The 21,872-nt window shown below is 37.4% G+C and carries 21 protein-coding genes; 4 read left to right on the top strand and 17 right to left on the bottom strand.

Going from position 1 to position 21,872, the window contains the following annotated elements:
* Nucleotides 1-27: 27 nt before the first annotated feature.
* The 5 genes from rnc to M0R16_00120 form a co-directional block, all read right to left on the bottom strand.
* A complete protein-coding gene (rnc, locus tag M0R16_00100) occupies nucleotides 28-684 on the bottom strand; it encodes a ribonuclease III (protein MCK9611286.1) in 657 nt (218 codons plus the stop codon).
* Nucleotides 685-759: 75 nt separating this feature from the next.
* On the bottom strand, nucleotides 760-2,013 hold the full coding sequence (gene fabF / locus M0R16_00105) for a beta-ketoacyl-ACP synthase II (protein MCK9611287.1): 1,254 nt from the start codon (nucleotides 2,011-2,013) through the stop codon (nucleotides 760-762).
* A 10-nt stretch (nucleotides 2,014-2,023) separates the two neighbouring features.
* Nucleotides 2,024-2,260, bottom strand: a complete 237-nt coding sequence (locus tag M0R16_00110) for an acyl carrier protein (protein ID MCK9611288.1) — start codon at nucleotides 2,258-2,260, stop codon at nucleotides 2,024-2,026.
* A 196-nt stretch (nucleotides 2,261-2,456) separates the two neighbouring features.
* Complete coding sequence (gene dut, locus M0R16_00115; GenBank protein ID MCK9611289.1) at nucleotides 2,457-2,891, bottom strand: dUTP diphosphatase; 435 nt, start codon at nucleotides 2,889-2,891, stop codon at nucleotides 2,457-2,459.
* Complete coding sequence (locus M0R16_00120) at nucleotides 2,888-4,366, bottom strand: oligosaccharide flippase family protein (protein MCK9611290.1); 1,479 nt, start codon at nucleotides 4,364-4,366, stop codon at nucleotides 2,888-2,890. Before M0R16_00120 ends, dut begins: the two co-directional genes overlap by 4 nt.
* Nucleotides 4,367-4,445: 79 nt before the next feature.
* Here M0R16_00120 and M0R16_00125 point away from each other — a divergent pair, with 79 nt between their 5' ends.
* Nucleotides 4,446-4,928, top strand: a complete 483-nt coding sequence (locus M0R16_00125; GenBank protein ID MCK9611291.1) for a hypothetical protein — start codon at nucleotides 4,446-4,448, stop codon at nucleotides 4,926-4,928.
* Here the strand turns inward: M0R16_00125 and M0R16_00130 are convergent.
* From M0R16_00130 to M0R16_00180, 11 genes are all read right to left on the bottom strand, one after another.
* Complete coding sequence (locus tag M0R16_00130; protein ID MCK9611292.1) at nucleotides 4,925-5,809, bottom strand: hypothetical protein; 885 nt, start codon at nucleotides 5,807-5,809, stop codon at nucleotides 4,925-4,927. The two genes, M0R16_00125 and M0R16_00130, sit on opposite strands and share 4 nt — an antisense overlap.
* A 111-nt stretch (nucleotides 5,810-5,920) precedes the next feature.
* Complete coding sequence (gene purD, locus M0R16_00135) at nucleotides 5,921-7,201, bottom strand: phosphoribosylamine--glycine ligase (GenBank protein MCK9611293.1); 1,281 nt, start codon at nucleotides 7,199-7,201, stop codon at nucleotides 5,921-5,923.
* A gap of 73 nt (nucleotides 7,202-7,274) precedes the next feature.
* The gene (locus tag M0R16_00140; GenBank protein ID MCK9611294.1) at nucleotides 7,275-7,865 is read right to left on the bottom strand and encodes a non-canonical purine NTP diphosphatase; all 591 of its coding nucleotides are present in this window, start codon (nucleotides 7,863-7,865) and stop codon (nucleotides 7,275-7,277) included.
* 19 nt (nucleotides 7,866-7,884) lie between these two features.
* Nucleotides 7,885-8,622 carry a hypothetical protein gene (locus tag M0R16_00145; protein ID MCK9611295.1) on the bottom strand — a complete coding sequence of 246 codons (738 nt, stop codon included), beginning with the start codon at nucleotides 8,620-8,622 and terminating at the stop codon, nucleotides 7,885-7,887.
* A 93-nt stretch (nucleotides 8,623-8,715) separates the two neighbouring features.
* Nucleotides 8,716-9,714: a ketoacyl-ACP synthase III gene (locus M0R16_00150; GenBank protein ID MCK9611296.1), complete on the bottom strand. Its 999-nt coding sequence runs from the start codon at nucleotides 9,712-9,714 to the stop codon at nucleotides 8,716-8,718.
* A 33-nt stretch (nucleotides 9,715-9,747) separates the two neighbouring features.
* Complete coding sequence (rpmF, locus tag M0R16_00155) at nucleotides 9,748-9,939, bottom strand: 50S ribosomal protein L32 (protein MCK9611297.1); 192 nt, start codon at nucleotides 9,937-9,939, stop codon at nucleotides 9,748-9,750.
* Nucleotides 9,940-9,944: 5 nt separating this feature from the next.
* Entirely contained in the window at nucleotides 9,945-10,463 is a 519-nt protein-coding gene (locus M0R16_00160) for a DUF177 domain-containing protein (GenBank protein MCK9611298.1), read from the bottom strand.
* Nucleotides 10,464-10,791: 328 nt separating this feature from the next.
* Nucleotides 10,792-13,164, bottom strand: coding sequence for a gliding motility-associated C-terminal domain-containing protein (locus tag M0R16_00165; GenBank protein ID MCK9611299.1), 2,373 nt, complete (start codon nucleotides 13,162-13,164; stop codon nucleotides 10,792-10,794).
* Entirely contained in the window at nucleotides 13,164-13,544 is a 381-nt protein-coding gene (locus tag M0R16_00170) for a hypothetical protein (GenBank protein MCK9611300.1), read from the bottom strand. Before M0R16_00170 ends, M0R16_00165 begins: the two co-directional genes overlap by 1 nt.
* A 94-nt stretch (nucleotides 13,545-13,638) precedes the next feature.
* On the bottom strand, nucleotides 13,639-16,476 hold the full coding sequence (locus M0R16_00175; GenBank protein ID MCK9611301.1) for a S8 family serine peptidase: 2,838 nt from the start codon (nucleotides 16,474-16,476) through the stop codon (nucleotides 13,639-13,641).
* A 43-nt stretch (nucleotides 16,477-16,519) separates the two neighbouring features.
* Nucleotides 16,520-16,972 (bottom strand): type I restriction enzyme HsdR N-terminal domain-containing protein, encoded by a 453-nt coding sequence (locus M0R16_00180; GenBank protein ID MCK9611302.1) that lies wholly within the window; start codon nucleotides 16,970-16,972, stop codon nucleotides 16,520-16,522.
* 50 nt (nucleotides 16,973-17,022) lie between these two features.
* Here M0R16_00180 and M0R16_00185 point away from each other — a divergent pair, with 50 nt between their 5' ends.
* Together M0R16_00185 and holA are read left to right on the top strand one after the other, a co-directional pair.
* A complete protein-coding gene (locus tag M0R16_00185; protein ID MCK9611303.1) occupies nucleotides 17,023-17,802 on the top strand; it encodes an AMP nucleosidase in 780 nt (259 codons plus the stop codon).
* 6 nt (nucleotides 17,803-17,808) lie between these two features.
* Complete coding sequence (gene holA / locus M0R16_00190; protein MCK9611304.1) at nucleotides 17,809-18,810, top strand: DNA polymerase III subunit delta; 1,002 nt, start codon at nucleotides 17,809-17,811, stop codon at nucleotides 18,808-18,810.
* 21 nt (nucleotides 18,811-18,831) lie between these two features.
* Here holA and M0R16_00195 read toward each other — a convergent pair whose 3' ends face one another.
* Nucleotides 18,832-19,407: a hypothetical protein gene (locus M0R16_00195; GenBank protein ID MCK9611305.1), complete on the bottom strand. Its 576-nt coding sequence runs from the start codon at nucleotides 19,405-19,407 to the stop codon at nucleotides 18,832-18,834.
* A 108-nt stretch (nucleotides 19,408-19,515) separates the two neighbouring features.
* Between M0R16_00195 and M0R16_00200 the strand changes: the two genes are divergently transcribed.
* Nucleotides 19,516-21,870 (top strand): TonB-dependent receptor, encoded by a 2,355-nt coding sequence (locus tag M0R16_00200; GenBank protein MCK9611306.1) that lies wholly within the window; start codon nucleotides 19,516-19,518, stop codon nucleotides 21,868-21,870.
* The last annotated feature ends 2 nt before the right edge of the window (nucleotides 21,871-21,872 follow it).

Here is a 21,872-nt window from a genome sequence, read left to right on the forward strand (position 1 = left end):
TAGTTTAACAGGCAAAAATACATTTTTTCAACAAGAATATGATGTGGAAGTTGGTTCTGAAGGGTTTAATTGTTTGTAAGCAATCTCTGCAGCATTTTGCTCGGCTTCCTTTATTGAAAATCCATATGCTTTTGAGATTTTTTGATTGTCATAAAATACTTCGACAGTGTATTGTTTTTGATAGCCCTTGCCTGATTCTTCTACGACAACGAATTCTAAAGGTTTTTTTTCTTTTTGTGCGAGTTCCAGTAATGTACTTTTATAACTAAATTCAAATTTCTCAAGTGCTTCAATATCAATATGACATTTGATGATTCTGGAGGTAATAATTTTTTTTGTAAACAGATATCCTTTATCTAAGTATATGGCTCCAATAACTGCTTCAAAAGTATCGCCATGAATAGAGCGATATACATTGCCATTTTCTTGGTTTGCAAGAATTAATTTATTAAATCCAAGTTTTTGAGAGAGTTTATTGAGTTGTGAACGGCTTACAATTTTTGATCGCATTTCGGTAAGGAACCCCTCGTCTTTAAGCGGATATTTGTGGAAAAGAAAATCTGCAATGACCGAACTTAAGACAGCATCTCCAAGATATTCTAATCGTTCATTGGAACTTCTAAACCCATTTATGATTTCGGGGGCAGCAGAACGGTGTAAAAAAGCAAGACGGTATAAACTAATATTTCCTGGATTAAAACCAAGAATATTTTTTAATGCCCGAGATAATTCTTTATCGGTAAGCGTGGCAGAAAGAGGTTATGAAATGTATTTTTTAAATATAATTGTCGCATTATGCCCGCCAAATCCAAAAGTGTTGCACATACCGGTCCTAATTATTTTGTGTTGCTTCTGATGGAAGGTAAAATTAAGGCGGTTGTCAATCTCCGGGTCATCAGTGAAGTGGTTAATGGTAGGACTTACAACATCATTTTTAATTGACATAACCGTAGCAATGGATTCTATTGCACCGGCAGCCCCAAGCAGATGGCCGGTCATGGATTTACTGGAGCTGAGATTTAACTTATAAGCATGTTCGCCGAAAGCTCTTATAATTGCTTTACATTCTGAAATATCTCCAAGAGGAGTTGATGTTCCATGAGTATTAATATAATCAATTTCTTCGGGAGTCATTCCCGCATCTTCCAGGGCATTTTTCATTACTTTTTCTGCCCCAAATCCTTCAGGATGAGGCTGAGTAATGTGATAAGCATCGGCTGACAATCCTGCACCGGCTAATTCACAATATATTTGGGCACCTCTGTTTAACGCATGTTCAAGTTCTTCAAGAACAAGAGCAGCACCACCTTCTCCCAGAACAAAACCATCGCGGTCTTTATCGAAGGGCCGAGAAGCAGTGGCGGGGTCATCATTACGGGTTGAAATCGCATGCATAGCATTAAAACCTCCAATGCCGCAGACTCCAATGGCTGCTTCTGAGCCGCCGGATATCATAATACTGGCTTTTCCCAGCCGAATGTAATTGTATGCATCAATAATTGCATTGCTGGAGGATGCACAGGCAGAAGTAGTGGTGAAGTTGGGCCCCCTGAAGCCATATTGAATTGAAATACGGCCACCGGCAATATCAGATATCATTTTAGGGATGAAAAAAGGACTGAAACGGGGCGTGCCATCACCATGTAAAAATCCTGTCATTTCTTCCATAAAAGTATCAAGACCCCCGATTCCCGATGACCATATAACTCCTGCTTTATCCAAATCAATTAAAGAGGTATCAATTTTTGAATCAGCCATAGCTTCTTGTGCCGAAACCAAAGCATATTGAGTAAATAAGTCTATCTTTCGTGTTTCTTTACGGTCAAAAAAATTATTTGGATCGTAATTTTTTACTTCGCAAGCAAATTTTGTTTTAAATTTTGAAGTATCAAAACGAGTAATTGGTGCTGAACCACTTACGCCATTAAGCAAGGACTCCCAAAAATTGCGAAGGTTGTTGCCAATAGGGGTAATAGCACCCAGTCCGGTAACTACAACCCGTTTTAAGTCCATGTACTGAAAATTACTTTGTATTGTTTTCAATATATTTTATGGCATCGCCAACTGTACTGATTTTTTCAGCCTCTTCATCAGGAATTGCTAAATTGAATTCTTTTTCAAATTCCATAATTAATTCCACAGTATCAAGAGAGTCTGCACCCAAGTCATTGGTAAAACTTGCTTCGGGTACAACTTGATTTTCGTCAACACCTAATTTGTCAACTATAATAGCTTTTACTCTCGTTGTAATGTCTGACATAACTATAATTTTTATATTAAACAAAGCCGCAAAGAAATATATTTATTCAGACATGGCAAAGTTATTTTCTTGTGTTTTTTATAAACAAACACATAAGTTAAAGATAATCAGCAACATAGCAAAGGAGTTGAAAGACTTTTTTAACAAAATTTAAGAAATTATTATGGTATAATGAGATTATTTGTCTCGTTATTAGTTATTTACTTCCGGTATGGCCAAAACCTCCAATGCCTCTTTCCGATTCCTGTAATGAATCTACTTCTGACCATTCAGCTTTTTCGTGCTTAGAAAGAATCATCTGGGCTATTCTTTCCCCATCATTGATTAAAAAATCTTCTGATGAAAGGTTTACGAGAATAACCATAATTTCTCCACGGTAATCTGCATCAATAGTTCCTGGAGTATTAAGAACAGTGACCCCCTTTTTTATTGCCAACCCGCTTCGCGGTCTTACCTGTGCCTCATAACCCAAAGGTAATTCGATAAATAGTCCTGTAGGAATTAGAGTGCGCTGTAATGATTTTAATAGTATAGGAGCTACTAAATTTGCCCTCAGGTCCATGCCTGCAGAGGCATTGGTTTCATATTTGGGCAGTGCATGCTTCGATTTGTTTACAATTTTTACAATCATGAATTATTAATAAGATTGGATAATTTTGGTTTTTCAATTAACAGTACAAGAATGATGAATGAAAGCAAAAACATTGAATTAATTATAAAATGCAACCATTGAGATACTGCAGGTACGAATGTGCTGACGTAATATAAAGCAATGGGAATAGAAATATATAAAAAGATACGCTTGATATTATAGTTAACATGGTAATGTTTTTGACCGATAAAATATGATGCTATCATCATAGACAAATAGCAAGCAAATGTTGCCCAGGCAGAGCCTAAATAACCTATAAATGGTATCAATAAAAAGTTTAAAGCCAATGTTATTATGGCTCCAAAAATTGACAGGTATGCCCCATAATGTGTTTTGTCGGTCAGTTTATACCAAATAGATAAATTGTAAAAAATACCTAAAAACATATTGGCAAGCAACAAAATAGGAACAATAGTTAACCCTTCGAAATATTTTTCGCCTATGAAGTATTTTACAACATCTATGTATAACATGATTATCAGAAAAATTAAAGAACAGAGTATGACAAAATATTTCATAACATCTGCGTATAATACCTTAGCATTTGATTCTTTTGCCTGTGAAAAGAAAAAAGGCTCGGCTGCATATTTAAATGCCTGTATCACTATGGTCATCATGATGGAGATTTTGTAACAGGCAGAATAAATTCCAACCTGAGACATAGCAATATCTGAAGGTGATAGATATTTAAGCAATATGCGGTCAATGGTTTCGTTGACGATACCTGCAAGTCCAAAAATCAATAAAGGGAGGGCATATTTTATCATTTTTTTCCATATCTCTTTACTGAAATGCAACTTGCTTAACGGAACGATAATCCAAAGTAAAAATAATGTTATTCCGCTTGCAACAAGGTTTGCAATGAAAATATATCCTACTCCTATTGATGGGTTATAAATTACGGAAGTAAATCCCTGCAAGATGCCGTTTTTTACCCAGTAAGGACATAAAAGCAAAAAAAACAAATTTAAAACTACGTAAATACTGATGTTGAAAATTTTGACAAAAGCAAAAACTTTCGGGCGATTTATGGCTCTAAGTTTGGCGAATGGGATAGAGCAAATCGCATCAAAAGCAATGATGAGTGCAAACCAAATAACATATTCGCTGTTGTTAGGATACCGGATACTGTTTGCTATGGGTTTTGCCAGAAATATAGCAGCAAGGATAAAAATGGTAGAAGTGATAATCAGAGAAAGTAAAGTTGTATTATAAACCTTTTCTCTATCTGAATTATTTTTTTCATAATACCTGAAAAAAGCCGTTTCCATGCCATAAGTAAGGAGAACTATCAACAGGGAAACATAAGCATACATTTCACCGACTATGCCGTAATCGGGTGGTGAAAAAATTCGTGTGTGGATTGGAACCATTAAATAATTCATCAGGCGCGCCATAATGGTGCTGACACCATATATTGCAGTTTGCCCGGCTAAACGTTTTATTGGATTCAATTGTTTTTCTGCAAAAATAATAAAACGCAACTTACATCATAAAATTATTTCCGCATCGTTAATATTGTAATATAAATCGATGATGAAAATTAAACTGATTATAACGGTATTGCTTCCGTTTGTTTTTGTATCGGTAAGTAGCGCTCAGATTCCTGAAGTTAACAAATCAATAATCAAATACGTGAACAGTGTTATCGGATTTAAAGTGAACAGGGGCGAATGCTGGGACCTGGCTAAGGAAGCTCTGGAACAAAACAACTGTGATTGGGATGGAGGTTATAAATTCGGGAAGAAAATTAATCCCAAAACCGATAGTATTTTTCCGGGAGATATTATACAGTTTTCAGGCGTTAAATTAAAGTTTATAAAAGATGGATTGTTGTATAATGAAAATTATAATCATCATACAGCAATAATTTATTGTGTGAAAGGAAAAAATATTTTTAAAATTGCTCACCAGAACAATGCTTTTTCAGGGAAAAAAGTAGGAATAAGTGAAATAAACCTTGATAATAAGAAAAGCGGAACTATTGATTTTTTTAGGCCCGTTGTAAAAAACTAAACTATAAATATTTTTTGTAAAACAACGGAAATAATCATACCCCATAGTAAAATTTCACCAAACAACACTTTTTTAGTGTTTTGATATTTATATGAAGTAATGATGGAAAGCGGCATTAAAACATAGGAAAAGTCAAATACTATGGTTTCGGCTATGAAAAAACTACTAATGAATGTAAGGATATAAAGCCAAAGAATTGAATACGTCATTTTGCGGGGATATATTAATTTTTGGCCGGCAGAAAAAATGATTTTGAATATGGCCAATAATGAAAATATTGTGAGGGCGATTGATGTAACGTATTGATAAACAGATAATTTCGGAAGGCTTAGCAATAAGTTGTGGTTTTCAAACCATATTTTATATTCTAAAACAACATCGTTTATTTGTTCTGTTAAAAAATAATAAGTAAAAAGATACAAATAAACCGTGATAAATCCCAAAATACTGACAACCCATTCGCGCCAGGAGTATATCTGGAAAATTATCAGGTATATCCAAACAAAAAGCAGTAGCCCGCAGGATTTAATAAAAAATAATGAAGAGATTCCAATGAGCATTCCGGCAATAAAAATTTCTTTGATACCCGAATTTTTAGATTTCAGTCCGAATAACATGTGCAATATCAGAATTATCAGGCCATTTATAATTAAGACCGGGTGTAAGGTTAAGGCTGCAGGCGTACTGCTCATGAATAAAATGTACAGAAATGCTGTTAAATAAGAGTTTTTTAATAAAACATTATTTTCAGAAAATAAGTTATTGATTAAAATGGATTCACTAAGCAATATTAGAAATGCAATAATCGTGTAAAGCAATGGTAACCCATGAAGCAAATAAAATAATTTATATCCCGGTTCAACATTTGTTGGTTCGGGCATTTGCTGTGGGTTTATAAATGCCGGCAACCATAGCAATAAAGCAATTAGTACAACTATTATAAGCTGAATATTTTCATTGTATTTAAAAATTCGGCTTAACAAAGTTTTGGTTTAAAGGTTTAACAAATCGCTACCAATATCTTTGCGGAAATATTTCCCTTCAAAATCAATTAAATCGGCGCTTTGGTATGAATTATTTAAAGCTTCCATTAATGTATTTCCATAAGAAGTAATCCCCAAAACTCTTCCGCCATTAGTCATGCATTGATTTTTTTCTGTTTTGGTTCCGGCATGAAAAATAATACTTTGGTTAACTTTTTCAAGCCCGGTTATTACTTTCCCTTTTTCGTAGGAGCCCGGGTAACCCCTGGAGACAAGCATTATTGTTGCGGCAAATCTTTCGTCATTTTCAATAGTGATTTTATCAAGTTGGTTGTTAGCAACGGCTGATAAAATTTCAGCAAAATCATTTTTTATGCGGGGCAGTACCGATTCTGTTTCCGGGTCGCCCATACGCACATTGTATTCAATAACGTAAGGATCACCACTAACATTCATAAGGCCGAAAAAAATAAACCCCTTATAGCAGATATTTTCATGTTGCAGTCCCCGTAAAGTGGGAATAATGATACGAGTTTCAACTTTTTCCATAAAAGTTTTATCGGCAAAAGGAACGCCCGAAACAGTGCCCATACCGCCTGTATTTGGTCCCGAATCTCCTTCTCCGATTTTTTTATAGTCTTTGGCAGAGGGCAGAATCTTATAATTTACTCCGTCGGTAATAACAAAAACCGACAATTCTATTCCTTTTAAAAACTCTTCAATCACCACCTTTTCGCTTGCTTTTCCAAATTTAGAGCCAACCAGCATTTCTTTCAGTTCTTCTTTGGTATGTTCTTTTTTATCAAGTATAACAACTCCTTTTCCGGCAGCCAATCCGTCAGCTTTTAGAACATAAGGCGGGCTTAATTGGCTGATAAAATCAAATGCATTTTCAATATTATCTTTTGTGAAAGTCCTGTATGCCGCGGTAGGGATATTGTATTTTTGCATAAATACTTTTGCAAAATCTTTACTGCCTTCCAGTATTGCACCATCTTTACAAGGCCCTATTACCGGGATATTTTTTAAATTGTTATCTACAAGAAAATAATCATGAATGCCACATACCAGAGGATCTTCAGGGCCAACCAACACCATGTTGATATTATTTGCGACAACAAAATCCCTGATTTTTTCGAAATCAAGCGGTGAAATATTTATGTTCTTGCCATGCAGTTGCGTCCCTGCATTTCCGGGGGCAATAAACATTTTATTTACCAGCGGGCTTTGTGAAAGTTTCCACGCAAAGGTATGTTCACGCCCTCCTGAACCTAATATCAGAATATTCATGAAATCAAATTTAATTTCCTCATCAAAAGTAAAACAAATTTTTGAGCAAAGTTATTGTTGGGGCTACTGCGACTTAGACCTGCTTTTTTTGTTTCATAAAAAACTCTTTTAGCGCAGCAATAGCTCTGTATCTGTGGCTGATACGGTTCTTTTCTTCAGGCAGCATTTCGGCAAATGTTTTTTCGTGGTCATCAGGAACAAAAACGGGGTCATATCCAAAACCCTGAACACCCCTACGCTCTTGCAATATGTTGCCGCAAATTTTTCCTTCAAACAGGTATTCCCTGCCATCCATAATCAATGAGACAACTGTTTTAAAACAAGCCCTTCTATTAGAGCAATCTTTCATTTCTTTCAGCAGCTTTTCAATATTATCATCGAAATTGCAGCCCTCGCCGGCATAACGTGCTGAATAAACTCCCGGTGCTCCGTTTAAACATTCTACCTCTAAGCCCGTATCATCAGCAAAACAAGTAGTTTGGAATTTTTCATAAATAAACCGTGCTTTCTGGAGTGCATTTCCTTCAAGGGTTTCTGCTGTTTCCGGAATCTCACCAGCAAAACCTATGTCCAGAAGCGAAACAATATTGATACCCGGAGTGTTTAAAATATTCTGTATTTCATCAAGTTTATGCCTGTTATTTGTGGCAAAAACCAATTTCATAACACCCGATTGCTGTTTTTTATTCTGACCATAAATCATAGCCATACCAAGTTCCGGTAGCATAATCGCCATCATCAGCCACGAAAATAAGGCCGTTGGCAAAAGACAAAGAAAAGCCGTAATTGCCATTGCTGATTTCGACAGTTTTTATTTTTTTACCTTTCAGGTCATAAACAAATATCATTTTATAGTCGGTGTTCCAGGTGTAAATGTGTTTTTTATCAACTGCAACACAACTGCTGCCTGAAATAAATTCCTTGCCTGAGTCAAGCCCGGTGATTGTTTTATAAAGTTTGCCATCCGGGAATTTAAAAATCTGTAAAGTGCCTTTATCAAAACAATAAATATATTTTCCGTCGGCGCTCATGGCCAGATTAGCCTGTTCATTTTCATACATTTTGCTTTTTACCATTTCATATCTGCCTTGTTGCATATCTGTTATCCGGTATATATCACGTTCGTATGTGCATATATAAAATTTCCCTTCTTTGCTGTTATACATAATGGAACGCATATCAAGGAGAAAATCATAGCTGTCGATGAGTTTGCCATCAAATGAAAATTTATTTATCTGTCCTTTGTTTGCGCGACCGCCGTTCACGGTATAGTAAAATTTTCCATCAGAGGCAATGTGTGCGTTATGAGTCTGAGGGTCTTCCTGAAAAGTAATTTTTGGTTTGATTACTTGTGATACAGCAAGTGGTTTAAATGAAAAATAACTGATCATCAAACAAGATAATAGAATGAATTTTTTCATAATACTAAAATTTAAATAATTACGAAAAACAATTTATTATTTTATAAATTTAAAAAAATAAAGTAACAATTAAGTGTTTACTTGTATGTTTTATTATTTTCCGTCATAAAACCATTTGATAAGGGATGCACCCCATGTAAATCCTGCTCCAAAGGCTGTTATAATAAGGTTGTCGCCTTTTTTTAATTTTGGCTCCCATTCCCAAAGGCAAAGCGGTATTGTTGCAGCGGTTGTGTTGCCATATTTGTGAATGTTTATCATAACTTTTTCTTTGGAAATTCCAAGGCGGCGGCCGGTGGCTTCAATGATACGCAGGTTTGCCTGATGGGGAACAAGCCATGTAAGTGTTTCGGGCGTAAGGTTGTTTCTTTTAAGTATTAACTCTGAAGCGTCGGCCATTTTAACAACAGCAACTTTGAAAACAGGTTGACCTTCCTGATAAATATAATGTTCGCGGGCATCAATAGTTTTGTGGGTAGGCGGCTTTAAAGAGCCTCCGGCTTTCTGATGCAAGTGCACCCATCCTTTTCCATCGGTTTCAAGGTAGGAGTCCATTAATCCCAAATCCTCATGCGTAGGTTCAAGAAGTACGGCTCCGGCGCCATCTCCAAATATGACACAAGTGGAGCGGTCAGTATAATCAACGATGGACGACATTTTTTCGGCACCAACCACTATAACCTTTTTGCACATGCCCGCTTCTATAAATTGCGATGCAGTTACCAGGGAATATAGAAATCCGGAACATCCTGCATTTATGTCATAACCGAAAGCTTTTCTGATATTGGTTTTGTGGCAGATGATGTTTGCGGTTGCAGGAAATTGCATATCGGGTGTTACGGTGGCGCAGATTAACAAATCAATATCTTCAGGGCGGTTGTTTGTCTTTTTGAGTAAAAGATTCACGGCTTCTGCGCCCAGGTCAGAGGTTGCTTTTTCTTTTTCCCTTAAAATTCTTCTTTCCCGTATGCCTGTTCTTGTAAATATCCACTCGTCGGTGGTGTCAACAATTTTTTCAAAATCAGCATTTGTAAGAATATCTTCGGGGACATATCCGCTGACACCGGTGATTGCTGCTCTGATTTTTGACATTAGCAATTGTGTTATTTTGTTGATGAAGGAAAATTATTTTTTAGCAGTTACTGTTTTTTCGATAGCGGGTTTTCCTTTGTAATAACCACACTCGGGACAAACTCTGTGATACAATACAGGAGCCCCACAATTTGAACATACTGTTATTGTATCAGCTTCTGCTTTGTAATGTGTTCTTCTTTTCAGTGTTCTGGTTTTCGAGAACTTTCTTGTTGGATTTGGCATAATATTTATTTTTTAATGTATTGTTTTAGTGATTCCCATCGGGGGTCTGAATTATTATGGGTGCTTAATTTATTTAGTTGTTCGATAAATAATGGCTTACAGTTGCTCTTGCCATGTTCATCTTCGGGATGAATTTTCCTGTATGGAAGCAAAAGAATGATGCTATCATAGATAAATTTGCTGATATTAATTTGATGGTCTGCAGGCGATAAAATGATTACTTCGTCGTTTTCTTCAGTCGGATTTTCTCCAAATTTAACCAGCAGACGTTCCTTTCCTGAAATATGTTGTTTGTAATCTTCAAGGCACCTGTCACATTCAAAGGTCATATATCCGCTAAAAGAAAAATCCAATATCATCATATTTTGTTGTTTATGCAGTTCGAGATTTACCTCAATGTTGCTATCTTTTGAATCTTTATAATCAAAAACATCAAAAAAAACATTGTCCAAAACATAGTCAAAGGAATTTTTTCCTTCGGCAAGGCCCGAAAACTGTATAATATAAGTATCCGTTATATTCACAATGAAATTTCAAAAAGTCTGCAAAGTTATTATTTTTTTAATAAACACACAATACGACATCCTGCTTTCACGGGTAAGGTAATAAATTTGATAATCAGGCTAATGTGCCAGGCCTCTTTTTACGTCATCATTATGAAAACGCATACAGTTATTTTTCCTGCTGCAGGAAACAAATATAAAGGTTAAACAAACCAGAATAAACATTACCAAAATGGTAAGTTTTGCTTTCATAATGGTACTCTTTTAATATAGAACGTTTGTGACTGAAAAATATTTAACCGTTAATAAAAAACAACCGTCATCGCATAACAAAAAGCCAAAAGAGGTTTTATCTCATAATAGTCACAGTCCCGTGAAAATAATTTTCACCCCCCATGGTAATCAGATAATAGTAAACACCATCTGCATAGTTTTTTCCATCCCAGCTATTCTGGTAATTATCTTCATCAAATATCTTTTTTCCCCAGCGGTTGAAAATTTTTATGTTTGTGTTTTTGAGCCGTTCGATATTTTTGATTTCAAATATATCATTATAACCATCTCCGTTTGGAGTAAAAATGTTAGGGATTTGGATGTCAATAATTTCAATTTGTATTGATGTGGTGTCAATACATCCGCCGTTATTTTGAATCATCAGGAAAACAGTGTAGAATCCTTCTGAAGGATAGGAATGGCTTGCGGTGTTTACAGTAAAAGTTTCCAGAGTCCCGCCCGGGTAATTAAAATCCCACGTCCAGCTGTTCACATCATAACCGCTGGTTCCGGTAAATGTAATAGGTTCGTTCAAATATGCCACTGTCGGGTCGGCAGTGATTGTTGCCACAGGATTAGGATAAACCGTAACGGCGTTATTAATAAGCAATGTTGCCGAGCATCCGTCTTCATTTATTACCTCCAGACTGGCCCAATACACTTCCGTTTGGGATGAGGCAGTGAAGGTATGGGAAAGCTGGCTCACACCGTCAAACTCTGTATCGTCACCAAATTCCCAATGCCAGTCAACAATATTGTCGTTAGTAATATCCTCAAAATATGCCGTAACAGGTGTGCACCCCGTTCCAGGACTAATACTAAAGTTAACAGGTGGGCTTGGCAAACTGCCCACAGGGATATTGGTTATTGCCCCACAACTGCCATTATCGGTAATAGTCACCGTATAATTTCCGGGAGGTATTCCGCTTATGTCTTCTGTTGTAGCATTATTGCTCCAGTGGAAGCTGTATGGTGGTGAACCCGAAACAATAGTAAGGTCTATGGAGCCGTTGCTTCCATTTATGCATGAGCTTTCTGTAGTGTAAGAATATGTCGGTGCATTAGGCCCAAGTATTGTAACAGAGCAGCTGGTTGGTGCAACCAGGTCGTTGGCATCAGAAACTGTTACTGAATAAGTCCCTGCACAAAGATTATTTCGTGTTCCGCTGGTATTTCCATCGTTCCATGAGTATATAAATGGCAGGCTGGAGCCTGAAACAACCACGGTAGCGATTCCGTCACAAGTATAATCTGGTGGGACAGGGCATTGTGTAGCATCAGTTTTGTCAATAGTGCAAGTGATGGGAATAAGGCAGGCAGGGTCGTTGGGAGCCAGGACGGTAACCGTGGAAACAAGAGTGGTATCCATAGAACAAAATCCGGTACTGTTCTGAACATGAACAGAATACGTTGTTGAAGAAGCAGGGCTTACGGTAATGGTAGTGTTGTTCTCCTGACCAGCTAACCCGGGGTCAGGTGGGTTTGAAATCCATGTGATTGGAATACTGGCATCAACATTTATCTGTATGGTGGCAGATTCGCCTTGGCATATTGTCTGGTTTGGTGTTATGGAAGCCCCAAGTTGTATGCCCGACAGGCCATTAATTATATATTGGCAGTCATCGCCGGCATTTCCATCAATCATGATATAATATAGCTGCCCCGGAATAAGGCCGGTTGCAACAATTGTAGAAACAGAGCCCGGTGTAATGGGAGCATCAACATCTGTCCATTCAACAGGTGTCATCAGAGTAAAGTTATTACAATTAGTACCTGAATATACTCCAAACTGTATTCCGATATTATTGCTGCACGTTAATAATGTTATTGTAAAAACGACAGTATCATTGTTTGCTACAAATTGTAACCACGAATTATTTTCAAGTGTCCCTTCGAATAAACCGCAAGATTCACACATATTTCCAGGTTCATCAGCCGTGTAACTGCTGCTGGTATTTCCAAAATAACCGTCCAGATTGCAAATTGTTGGGGCATTTGCACACGCATCTGCTGCAACCACCGGAGGAGTTACTATTCCACATGCAAAATATGCTGACCAATTTCCATTAGGAGCAAACAAACTTCCGCTTGCATCACTTGTAAACCAGAATGTTAAACATGTGCCAGTGGAATAAATAGTCAGAGAACCGGGATTGGTGTTTGACAAATCATACAACACAGGTGATGAAGTATTTGGCCCGTCAAGTGATGAAAAAGCAAATGTCATAGGTTCGTTTGAACCAGAACAAAAAGTCATGATAAAACTTTCGTTGTTTCCATAAGTACTAGGGTTTATTAATAGGTCGGTTCCGGCATCCGAATCTGTAAAAATTCCTTCGCATACACCAGTAATTGGCTGGTCGCTCATCTGATAGGTAGGTATTTGTGCCTGTGTAATAATAACGGAATATAAGAATAAGGCAGTGAAAATAAAAAAATACTTTTTCATTAATTTTTTGATTTAGGAGTATTTAAAATACTATTAATTTTTGCCTCAACTTCATCTCTGGATAGAAACTCTATTACAAAACCAGGATATTTTTCATGTCTGTAAAAGGTTCTTTCTGATTTCTTTCTTTGCGGTTTTAGTAAAACGATATCAATGTCTCCATTTTCTTTAATCCATTTTTTATAGACGGAAGTGGTTGTGTCAGCAATGAAAGAAGAAGTAAACAAAAAATTTACGGCTTTTATTTCATTATTGGACATCTTTTCTACCTGTTCGACTGAAAAGTATTTTTGGGCAACAGGATTTATTGCGATATGGGTTTGTGATTGCCCTGACAAAACAGCAAAAAACAGAAATAACAAAAAAGCAGTTGTTTTCATAAGAATATTAAAATACATAGATAAAAATGTAATAAATAATTTGCAAATGTATAAAAAAAATTTTGAATTTAATGAATAAGAACTCAAAAAAGCTCTACTTACTTACACACATGTATTTTTTTATACAAAAATTTTGTCCTTTGAGTGTGTAAACATAGATGCCCGAATTTAAATGATCAGAGATGATAAAATTATAAACTCCCGACTGAAGAGTCCCCGAGAAGATTGTTTTATTCATGGCGCCTTTAACATCGCAATAAGAAAGCTCGACATTTTGCCGTTTGTTTAAAGTTACTTGTATTTCTGTTTTATCGGTGAACGGATTTGGAGTGTTTTGAGACAAAAGAGCATCTGCATTTATTATTAGATTTTCGTTGCTAATGTCTGCGGTATAATATTTCTGAAATGCTGATGATGCCGCATATAGTAAATCGTTAAGATGCTCTGCTGCTGTTAATGCAAAAACAAGTTTTACGGAATCGAATGGCTGAATGTTAAAAGGACCAGAACTTATCATTTCGGAAACATCGTTGCTTGAATTGTTAAGGCCGGCATAATTACGTGTTGTTTTTAATGCTGTATATTTTTCCTGACCGGAAAATCCGTCAGAAATTTTTATGCTTCCGTTTGTTCCGTCATTGTCAAATGCATAGTGATAAATATTCCCGGGTGTGAGCAACGAAATCCCTGTGTAGATGCCGCCTTCAGAAGAAAAGCAATAACCTGTCCGGGTACCCTCATGATATTCAATACGATTTTTTACAGAGTTTTTAATATCCCAGTCAGCATATAATCCGGCATAAACGCCTGTTAGGGTTGTTGTTCCCAAATTATGCAGTGTGTATTCTATAATAATGTATTTATCATCAGGAGTATTTGTCCAGGCATAGGCATGCTGAGAAATTGACAGATTCATCAGGTACGAACCTGCCGCAGAATCATTAAACACTCCATAGGCTTCATAATCTGCAAATGAAGAAGGTATTTTGCATATATTCTTTTCTATTTTAAAATCTTTATCAAAAGCTTCTGTGGTGCCATAGAGGGCATCAGAAACCTGCGCGGAAGACCTCCCCGCAATAAATCCTCCGGTGTAGATAAGAGTTTCACTGTGCTGATAACGAAACCCCAAACCCTGAAGGCTGTTTCCGTCATTATAACCAAGCATCCCGTCACTGGTGACAGAAACAGAAATTTTATTTGTATCAATGTCAATATAATTTTTGTTTACCACAAGGGTTATATATTGAAATGAGGTGTAATTCGTGTCGTTATAAGTAAGTTTAAAGATTAATTCTTCATTAGCCAGAACGGAAGGCTTGATAAAAAACACAAACGGATTAGCAAGGTTGTCAACAGATGCCATTTGAGGAATAGCTCCCAAAGTGATTAATGAATCTATGAGTTGTACGTTATCAGATAAACATTCAATAGCAACATTCAGCGCCGGTGAAGAAGGTGTAAGGTAATTGATAAAACTTCCGGTTATGGACACAGTGTCTCCGGCAACTAAAACATGAGTTCCCTCTGTATCCGTAAATGCAGAATTGTACATATTTATTGATGGAGAAAGTGTGTCGTTAACGGCGTTGAACAAATTAATTCTCCCACTGCCAAGCAAGCCTAGGTAAGGTTCATTTTCCTGTAGCGTATCTATAATATCTGACGTAGCTTTTAAAATCTCGCCTATTTGAACGCCTGTAAGCGTAGGGTATTTGCTTTTTACTATAGCGGCGCATCCCGATACAAGGGCTGCTGAAAATGATGTCCCGCCTGATGCCCCGTAAGCGCCCCCCATAAGAGTAGCATATATGGCCTCTCCCGGAGCTGTGATATCAACAAAATACCCGAAACTGGAGAAACCGGCTTTGATATCACTGGCATTACTTGATGCAACGCTTAATACATAGTTATATGAAGCAGGGAAAAAAGGAACAATATTATTATCATTGCCGCAGGCGACAACCACTAAAGCGTTTTTATTGACAGAAGCATAATCAATCACGTCCTGTCCGTATGGGCCCGAATAAAAAGTACTTCCCCATGAACAATTAATAATACTGCATCCATGCTCAACAGCATAAACGATGCTTTCATAAGTCATCGTTCCCTGATAATTGGTATCGCTGACTTTAACAGGAATAAACTTACACGAAAAACCGCAACCTGACCCCCCCAAACTGTTATCAGTAGTTGCGGATGCAATGCCTGCCGTAAGAGTTCCGTGAGAAGAAAATCCGATTGGGTTGTTATCGTTGTCGGCTATATCCCAGCCATGGTAATTATCAGTATAGCCGTCATTGTCGTTGTCAATACCGTCAATAGGGTCAAAGTAATTATATTTTATATTTCCTGCCAGGTCAGGATGGGTATAATCTGTGCCCCAGTCGGTTATTGCAATAACGATATTCGTGTCACCTTTGTATGTTTCCCATGCGGCAAAAGCTTTGATGGTGTTCAGATAATACTGGTTAATAATTAAGGGGTCGTTTGGCACGTAATCCAGAGGCTTGGAAATGTAATGTGGCTGGGCATATTCAATACAACCCGTCAGCAGAATTTCATTAATTACGGTTTCAATATCAGCGGAAGCCATGTATTTATATTCATAAATCCTTGACAAATCAGCGTATTTCTGCCCATAAGCATTGTATTCTTTTTCAGGGGCGCTGATACGGGGAAATTTTTTTAACAGAGATTTTGTTTTATACCTGTTTAATACGGTGTTTAATTTGTTAATTTCGATATTATCATTTTTACAATAAGAAGCATAATCTTTATTAACTTTAAAAATCAGTGTGTTTTGCAGATAATCGTTTTCGTTAACATTTGAGGGGAGGCGAAAACAATTATTTTGCTGACTAAAAACGGTTCCGCAAAGCGAAGCGAACAGTATGATTAAAAAAATTTTTTTTCTAGTTACAGGCATCATTGTGATTTTATGTTTATAAAATTACAAAAAAAGTTATCATATTCTAGGGTTTCAGTAAATTATATTCAGGGATGTCGTCCATAAATTCATAAGAATTATTTTTTGCATCAATTTTACAGCAAAAATATTTCAATCCGTTGGTTATTATCAAATATTTCACCTGAAGTGTTGCATTATATCTGGCAATCTGGTCGAAAACATTTTGCGTCAAAGCAATCTGTGGTGCTTTAAATTCGAGTATCATCAGTGGGTTGGCCTTGTTGTCATACACTACGGCGTCACAGCGTTTTGACATTTTTCCCATTCTCAGGCTTTTTTCAAGGTAAATTAATGTTGGAGGGTATTTTTTTCCCTGAACAAGAAATTTTAAAAAATTTTGCCTTACCCATTCTTCCGGTGTCAATGCAACATATTTTTTTCTTATAAAATCAAAAATCTTGGGGGTAGGATTATTGTTGATACAGAAATCGTATTTAGGCGTTTTAAATTCGGGCATGGGATTATTTAGTATTTTTGCTTTAAAAATACACATAATTCCTCTTTCATATGAAAACCAAGAGAGAAATTGTTGAAAACTGGCTGCCGCGATATACGGGTACTGAGCTTAAAGATTTCGGCAAGTTTATTCTCCTGACCAACTTCAGTATTTATCTGGAGATGTTTGCCCGGATACACAATGTGAAGATTATGGGTGAGGGCAAGGCAATGCCAAGTGCAACAGCTAAAAACATCACCATTATTAATTTTGGCATGGGCAGTGCCAACGCAGCTACCATTATGGATTTACTCAGCGCCATTGCACCACGGGCATGTCTTTTCCTTGGTAAATGCGGTGGCCTGAAACGTAAAAACAAACTCGGAGACCTGATACTTCCCATTGCTGCTGTGCGCGGGGAAGGGACATCTAACGACTATTTTCCTCCCGAAGTACCGGCTTTACCGGCTTTTAACCTTCAGAAAGCTGTTTCCACCACCATACGTGACCGAGGACACGATTACTGGACAGGCACGGTTTACACAACAAACAGAAGGGTTTGGGAGCATGATGATGAATTTAAAAAATACCTTCGCAAAATCAGAGTGATGGCCATAGATATGGAAACTGCGACCTTGTTTTCAGCAGGGTTCGCCAATCATATTCCTACAGGAGCTTTGCTTTTAATTTCCGACCAACCTATGATATCTTCTGGTGTTAAAACGGACAAATCAGACAAAAAAGTTACCGGGATATATGCTGAAACTCATCTTAAGATAGGTATTGACTCCCTCAATCAACTTATTAACAATGGACTTACCGTGAAACATCTTTATTTTGATTATAACTGATAAACGATGAAAAGCGCCACAGAAATAATTCAGGATATCAAGCGCAAAATTTACCATCCGGTATATTTTTTATCAGGTGAAGAGCCTTATTATGTGGACCAGATAAGTGATTTTATTGAGGATAATCTTTTATCCCCCGAAGAAAGAGATTTTAACCAAACTGTTGTTTACGGAAGGGATATTGATGTGCAGGGAATTATTGATTATTGCAAGCGCTTCCCAATGATGTCCGATTATCAGGTGGTTATAGTTAAGGAAGCTCAAGTCATTAAAAACATCGAAGAACTGTCTGCCTATGTGGAAAACCCGCTGAGCACCACGATACTTGTCATTTGTTATAAATATGCAAAAATTGACAAACGAAAAAGTTTTGCCAAACTCATAGAGAAAAAAACCGTGTTTTATGAATCACCCAAAATATGGGAAAACCAGATGCCGGCATGGATTACAAATTTTTTTAAAGGACGCGGATATCCGATACAACAAAAAGCAGCCTATTTGATGGCGGAATTTTTAGGCACTGAACTCGGCAAAATTGTGAATGAAGCGGAAAAGTTGATGATTAACGTAAAAGCCGGAACAGAAATCACCGTAGAGCACGTTGAACGAAATATCGGCATTAGCAAAGATTATAATGTTTTTGAACTGCAGAAAGCCCTGGGCGCGAAAAATGTTTTCAGGGCAAACCAGATTATAAAATATTTTGCAGATAACGAAAAGGAAAACCCCATGGTAAAAGTGCTGCCCCTGTTGTATTCTTATTTTTCCAAAGTATTGTTGTATCATAATATCATGGATAAATCCCCGAACAACCTTGCCTCATCATTGTCGGTCAGCAGGATATTTGTTGACGATTATGCTATGGCTGCCCGCAACTATCCTGTGAGGAAACTCCGAAATGTTTTTAGTTTTTTGCATGATTACGACCTAAAAGCCAAGGGGATAGACAGCCCCGCTGTTGAAGACGGTGAGCTGATGAAGGAGATGATTTTTAAAATTCTGAACTGACAGAAGTTTCTTATACTGTTTCTAGTTATTAAACGTATAGCCTAGGCCGATGCTGGCCATATGCAGAAAACGGTGTTTGCTTATAGGTTCCAGTTCCTGATAGGTATTCATTATTGAACAATGCGGATTATATCCGGCGCGGAAAAACAAACCGTTAATTTTTTCATAGCGCACACCTATCCTGCCCATGGCCGACAGGTAAGAAACATTGCTACTGAACTGTCCTTGCAAGGCGGAATAGTTTTTATAAAAATACAGATAATCAAGTCCCAGCCCGCATTCAAACATCCATGCCCCGCGGCCTATCATGAAATCAATTTCAAGCGGAATGCCTGCGGAATATATCTTCGGGAAAGAGAAATAATTAATGCCTGTTCTCAAGCTCAGTATATTTGAGCGGTTGCAAAGCAGAACAATATCCAGATTCACAGAATTAATGCCCAATCCGGCAAAATTGTATGAAGTTTCATGAAATAAAGCAATTTTGGGGCAGAAATCGCTTTTGGTTTTGCAATTACCAGCTCTGTAAGAGAGATTCTGACCAAAAGTAATGAAACACAAAACACACATTTGAGACAGCAGTATTATTTTTTTCATGTTTAGGTTTTTTCTATACAATACAAAAGTAAAATTACAGTTATATATCAAGTATTTCAAATAATATCTCTACTTTTGGCAAATTTATCAGTTTTTTGATTCCCGTTTATGTTGTGCAGAAAATTACTCGCTCTTGTTGTTTCAATTTTATTTCTACAGTGTAGCACTGCCTTAGCCCAGAAGGGAACAATAAAAGGCTTTGTGTACGACAAGGAAACCGGCGAACCGTCGATATTTACCAGCGTTTATTTGTATAAAACCACCCTGGGCGTTACTACCGATGTCAACGGTTTTTTTGCCATCACGCAGATCCCCCCCGGAGATTATATTCTGATTGCCACATTTTTAGGGTACGATACCGTGAAAATGCCCGTCACTGTTGGTAAAGGGGAAATTTTAAATAAAAAGCTGTATATACAAAAATCTGCTTACGAGATAAAAGGCATAAATATTTCAGCGGAAACACAGGAAAACAAAACAGAAACAAAAGTTTCGGAAATTACGGTAACCCCCAAAAAAATTGAGCAGATTCCTACCATAGGTGGTGTGCCCGACCTTGCCCAGTACCTTCAGGTACTGCCCGGTGTTATTTTTACCGGCGACCAGGGAGGTCAACTTTATATAAGAGGAGGTTCGCCTATACAAAACAAAGTACTGCTTGATGGCATGATAGTGTATAACCCTTTTCATTCCATAGGTTTGTTCTCGGTGTTTGATACCGACATTTTGAAAAATGCTGAAGTATATACCGGTGGTTTTGGCGCCGAATACGGTGGCAGAATATCTTCGGTGATGGACATCACTACCCGCGACGGAAACAAAAAACGTTTCGGAGGGAAAGTGGACGTGAGTACTTTTGGTGCAAAGGTCCTGCTGGAAGGGCCTATAGTAAAACAAAAAGAAAATGATAAAGGCAGCGCCTCCTATATTATTTCTATTAAAAATTCTTATCTTAAACAGTCCTCAAGAATTTTTTATAAATATATGAATTCGCCTTCTGGACTTTCTTTTGGAGAATATATCAAATATAAAGATACTGTTGGGTTGCCTTTCAATTATACCGATATTTACGGAAAAGTTTCCATCAATGCCGCCAACGGGAGCAAGGTAAATCTTTTCGGTTACAGTTTTAATGATGCCGCCGACTACCGTGAAATAGCCACTTTTAAATGGAATTCTTACGGCGGGGGAGCCAATTTTGTGATTATTCCCGGGAAAGCATCCATGCTCATTGACGGTACGCTGGCCTATTCTTCTTACAAAATAGCTTTGGACGACCAGACCGACAAAGCAAAATCAAGTACCATCAATGGCTTTAATCTTGGGTTAAACTTTACTTCTTTCTTAGGGAAAAGCGAATTGCGTTATGGATTGGAAGTGCTTGGTTTTGGTACTAATTTCGAGTTTTATAATACGGCCAACAGGAGGATATACCAGAAAGAATCCACCACGGAATTTGCAGTATTCATTAAATACAAATGGGTAAAAGGCAAATTTTTGATAGAACCAAGCTTCCGGGCGCATGAATACGCCTCCCTTTCAAAATTTTCACCGGAACCGCGTCTTGCCATTAAATACAATGCCACAAAATTTTTGCGTATAAAACTTGCGGGCGGCATGTATTCTCAAAACCTTATCAGTGCCAGCTCCGACAAGGATGTAGTGAACCTGTTTTACGGATTTCTTTCCGGCCCCGACAATTTACCCAAAGAATTTGACGGTAAAGAAGTTACTCACGCCCTGCAAAAAGCTGACCATGTAATTCTGGGCATTGAGATTGATTTGCATAAATATGTTACCCTGAATATTGAGGGCTACTACAAGTGGTTTACACAACTCACCAATATCAATCGCAACAAAGTGTATGACGATATCCCCGATTATGCAAATAAGCCGGACATACTGAAAAAAGATTTTATAATTGAAAAAGGCGATGCAGAAGGTTTGGATGTTACCGTGAAATTCGAATACAACCAGATTTATTTATGGGCGGTTTATTCTTTGGGTTTTGTACACCGTTATGATGGCATTGACACGTACTTTCCGCATTACGACCGCCGGCACAATGTGAACCTCGTAGGCTCTTACAATTTTGGTAAAACTCTTACATGGAGCATTAATGTGCGGTGGAATATGGGCTCGGGATTTCCGTTCTCGCAAACACAAGGCTATTATGAATTGCTGGATTTCACCGATGGCATAAATACGGATTATACAACTGATAACGGTGACATAGGCATCGTCTATGCCGATTATGATAGCGGACGCCTGCCTTACTATCATCGTTTGGATATCTCAGGTAGCAAGACTTTTTATTTTGCTAAAAACATGTCACTTGAAATCAACCTGGGCGTTACCAATGTGTATAACCGCAAAAATATTTTCTATTTTGACCGTATTACTTACAAACGCATTGACCAGTTGCCCATTATGCCCAGTCTTGGCATCAGTTTTAAGTTTTAAAA

This window comes from Bacteroidales bacterium (assembly GCA_023228145.1).
Classification (GTDB): Bacteria; Bacteroidota; Bacteroidia; order Bacteroidales; family CAIWKO01; genus CAIWKO01.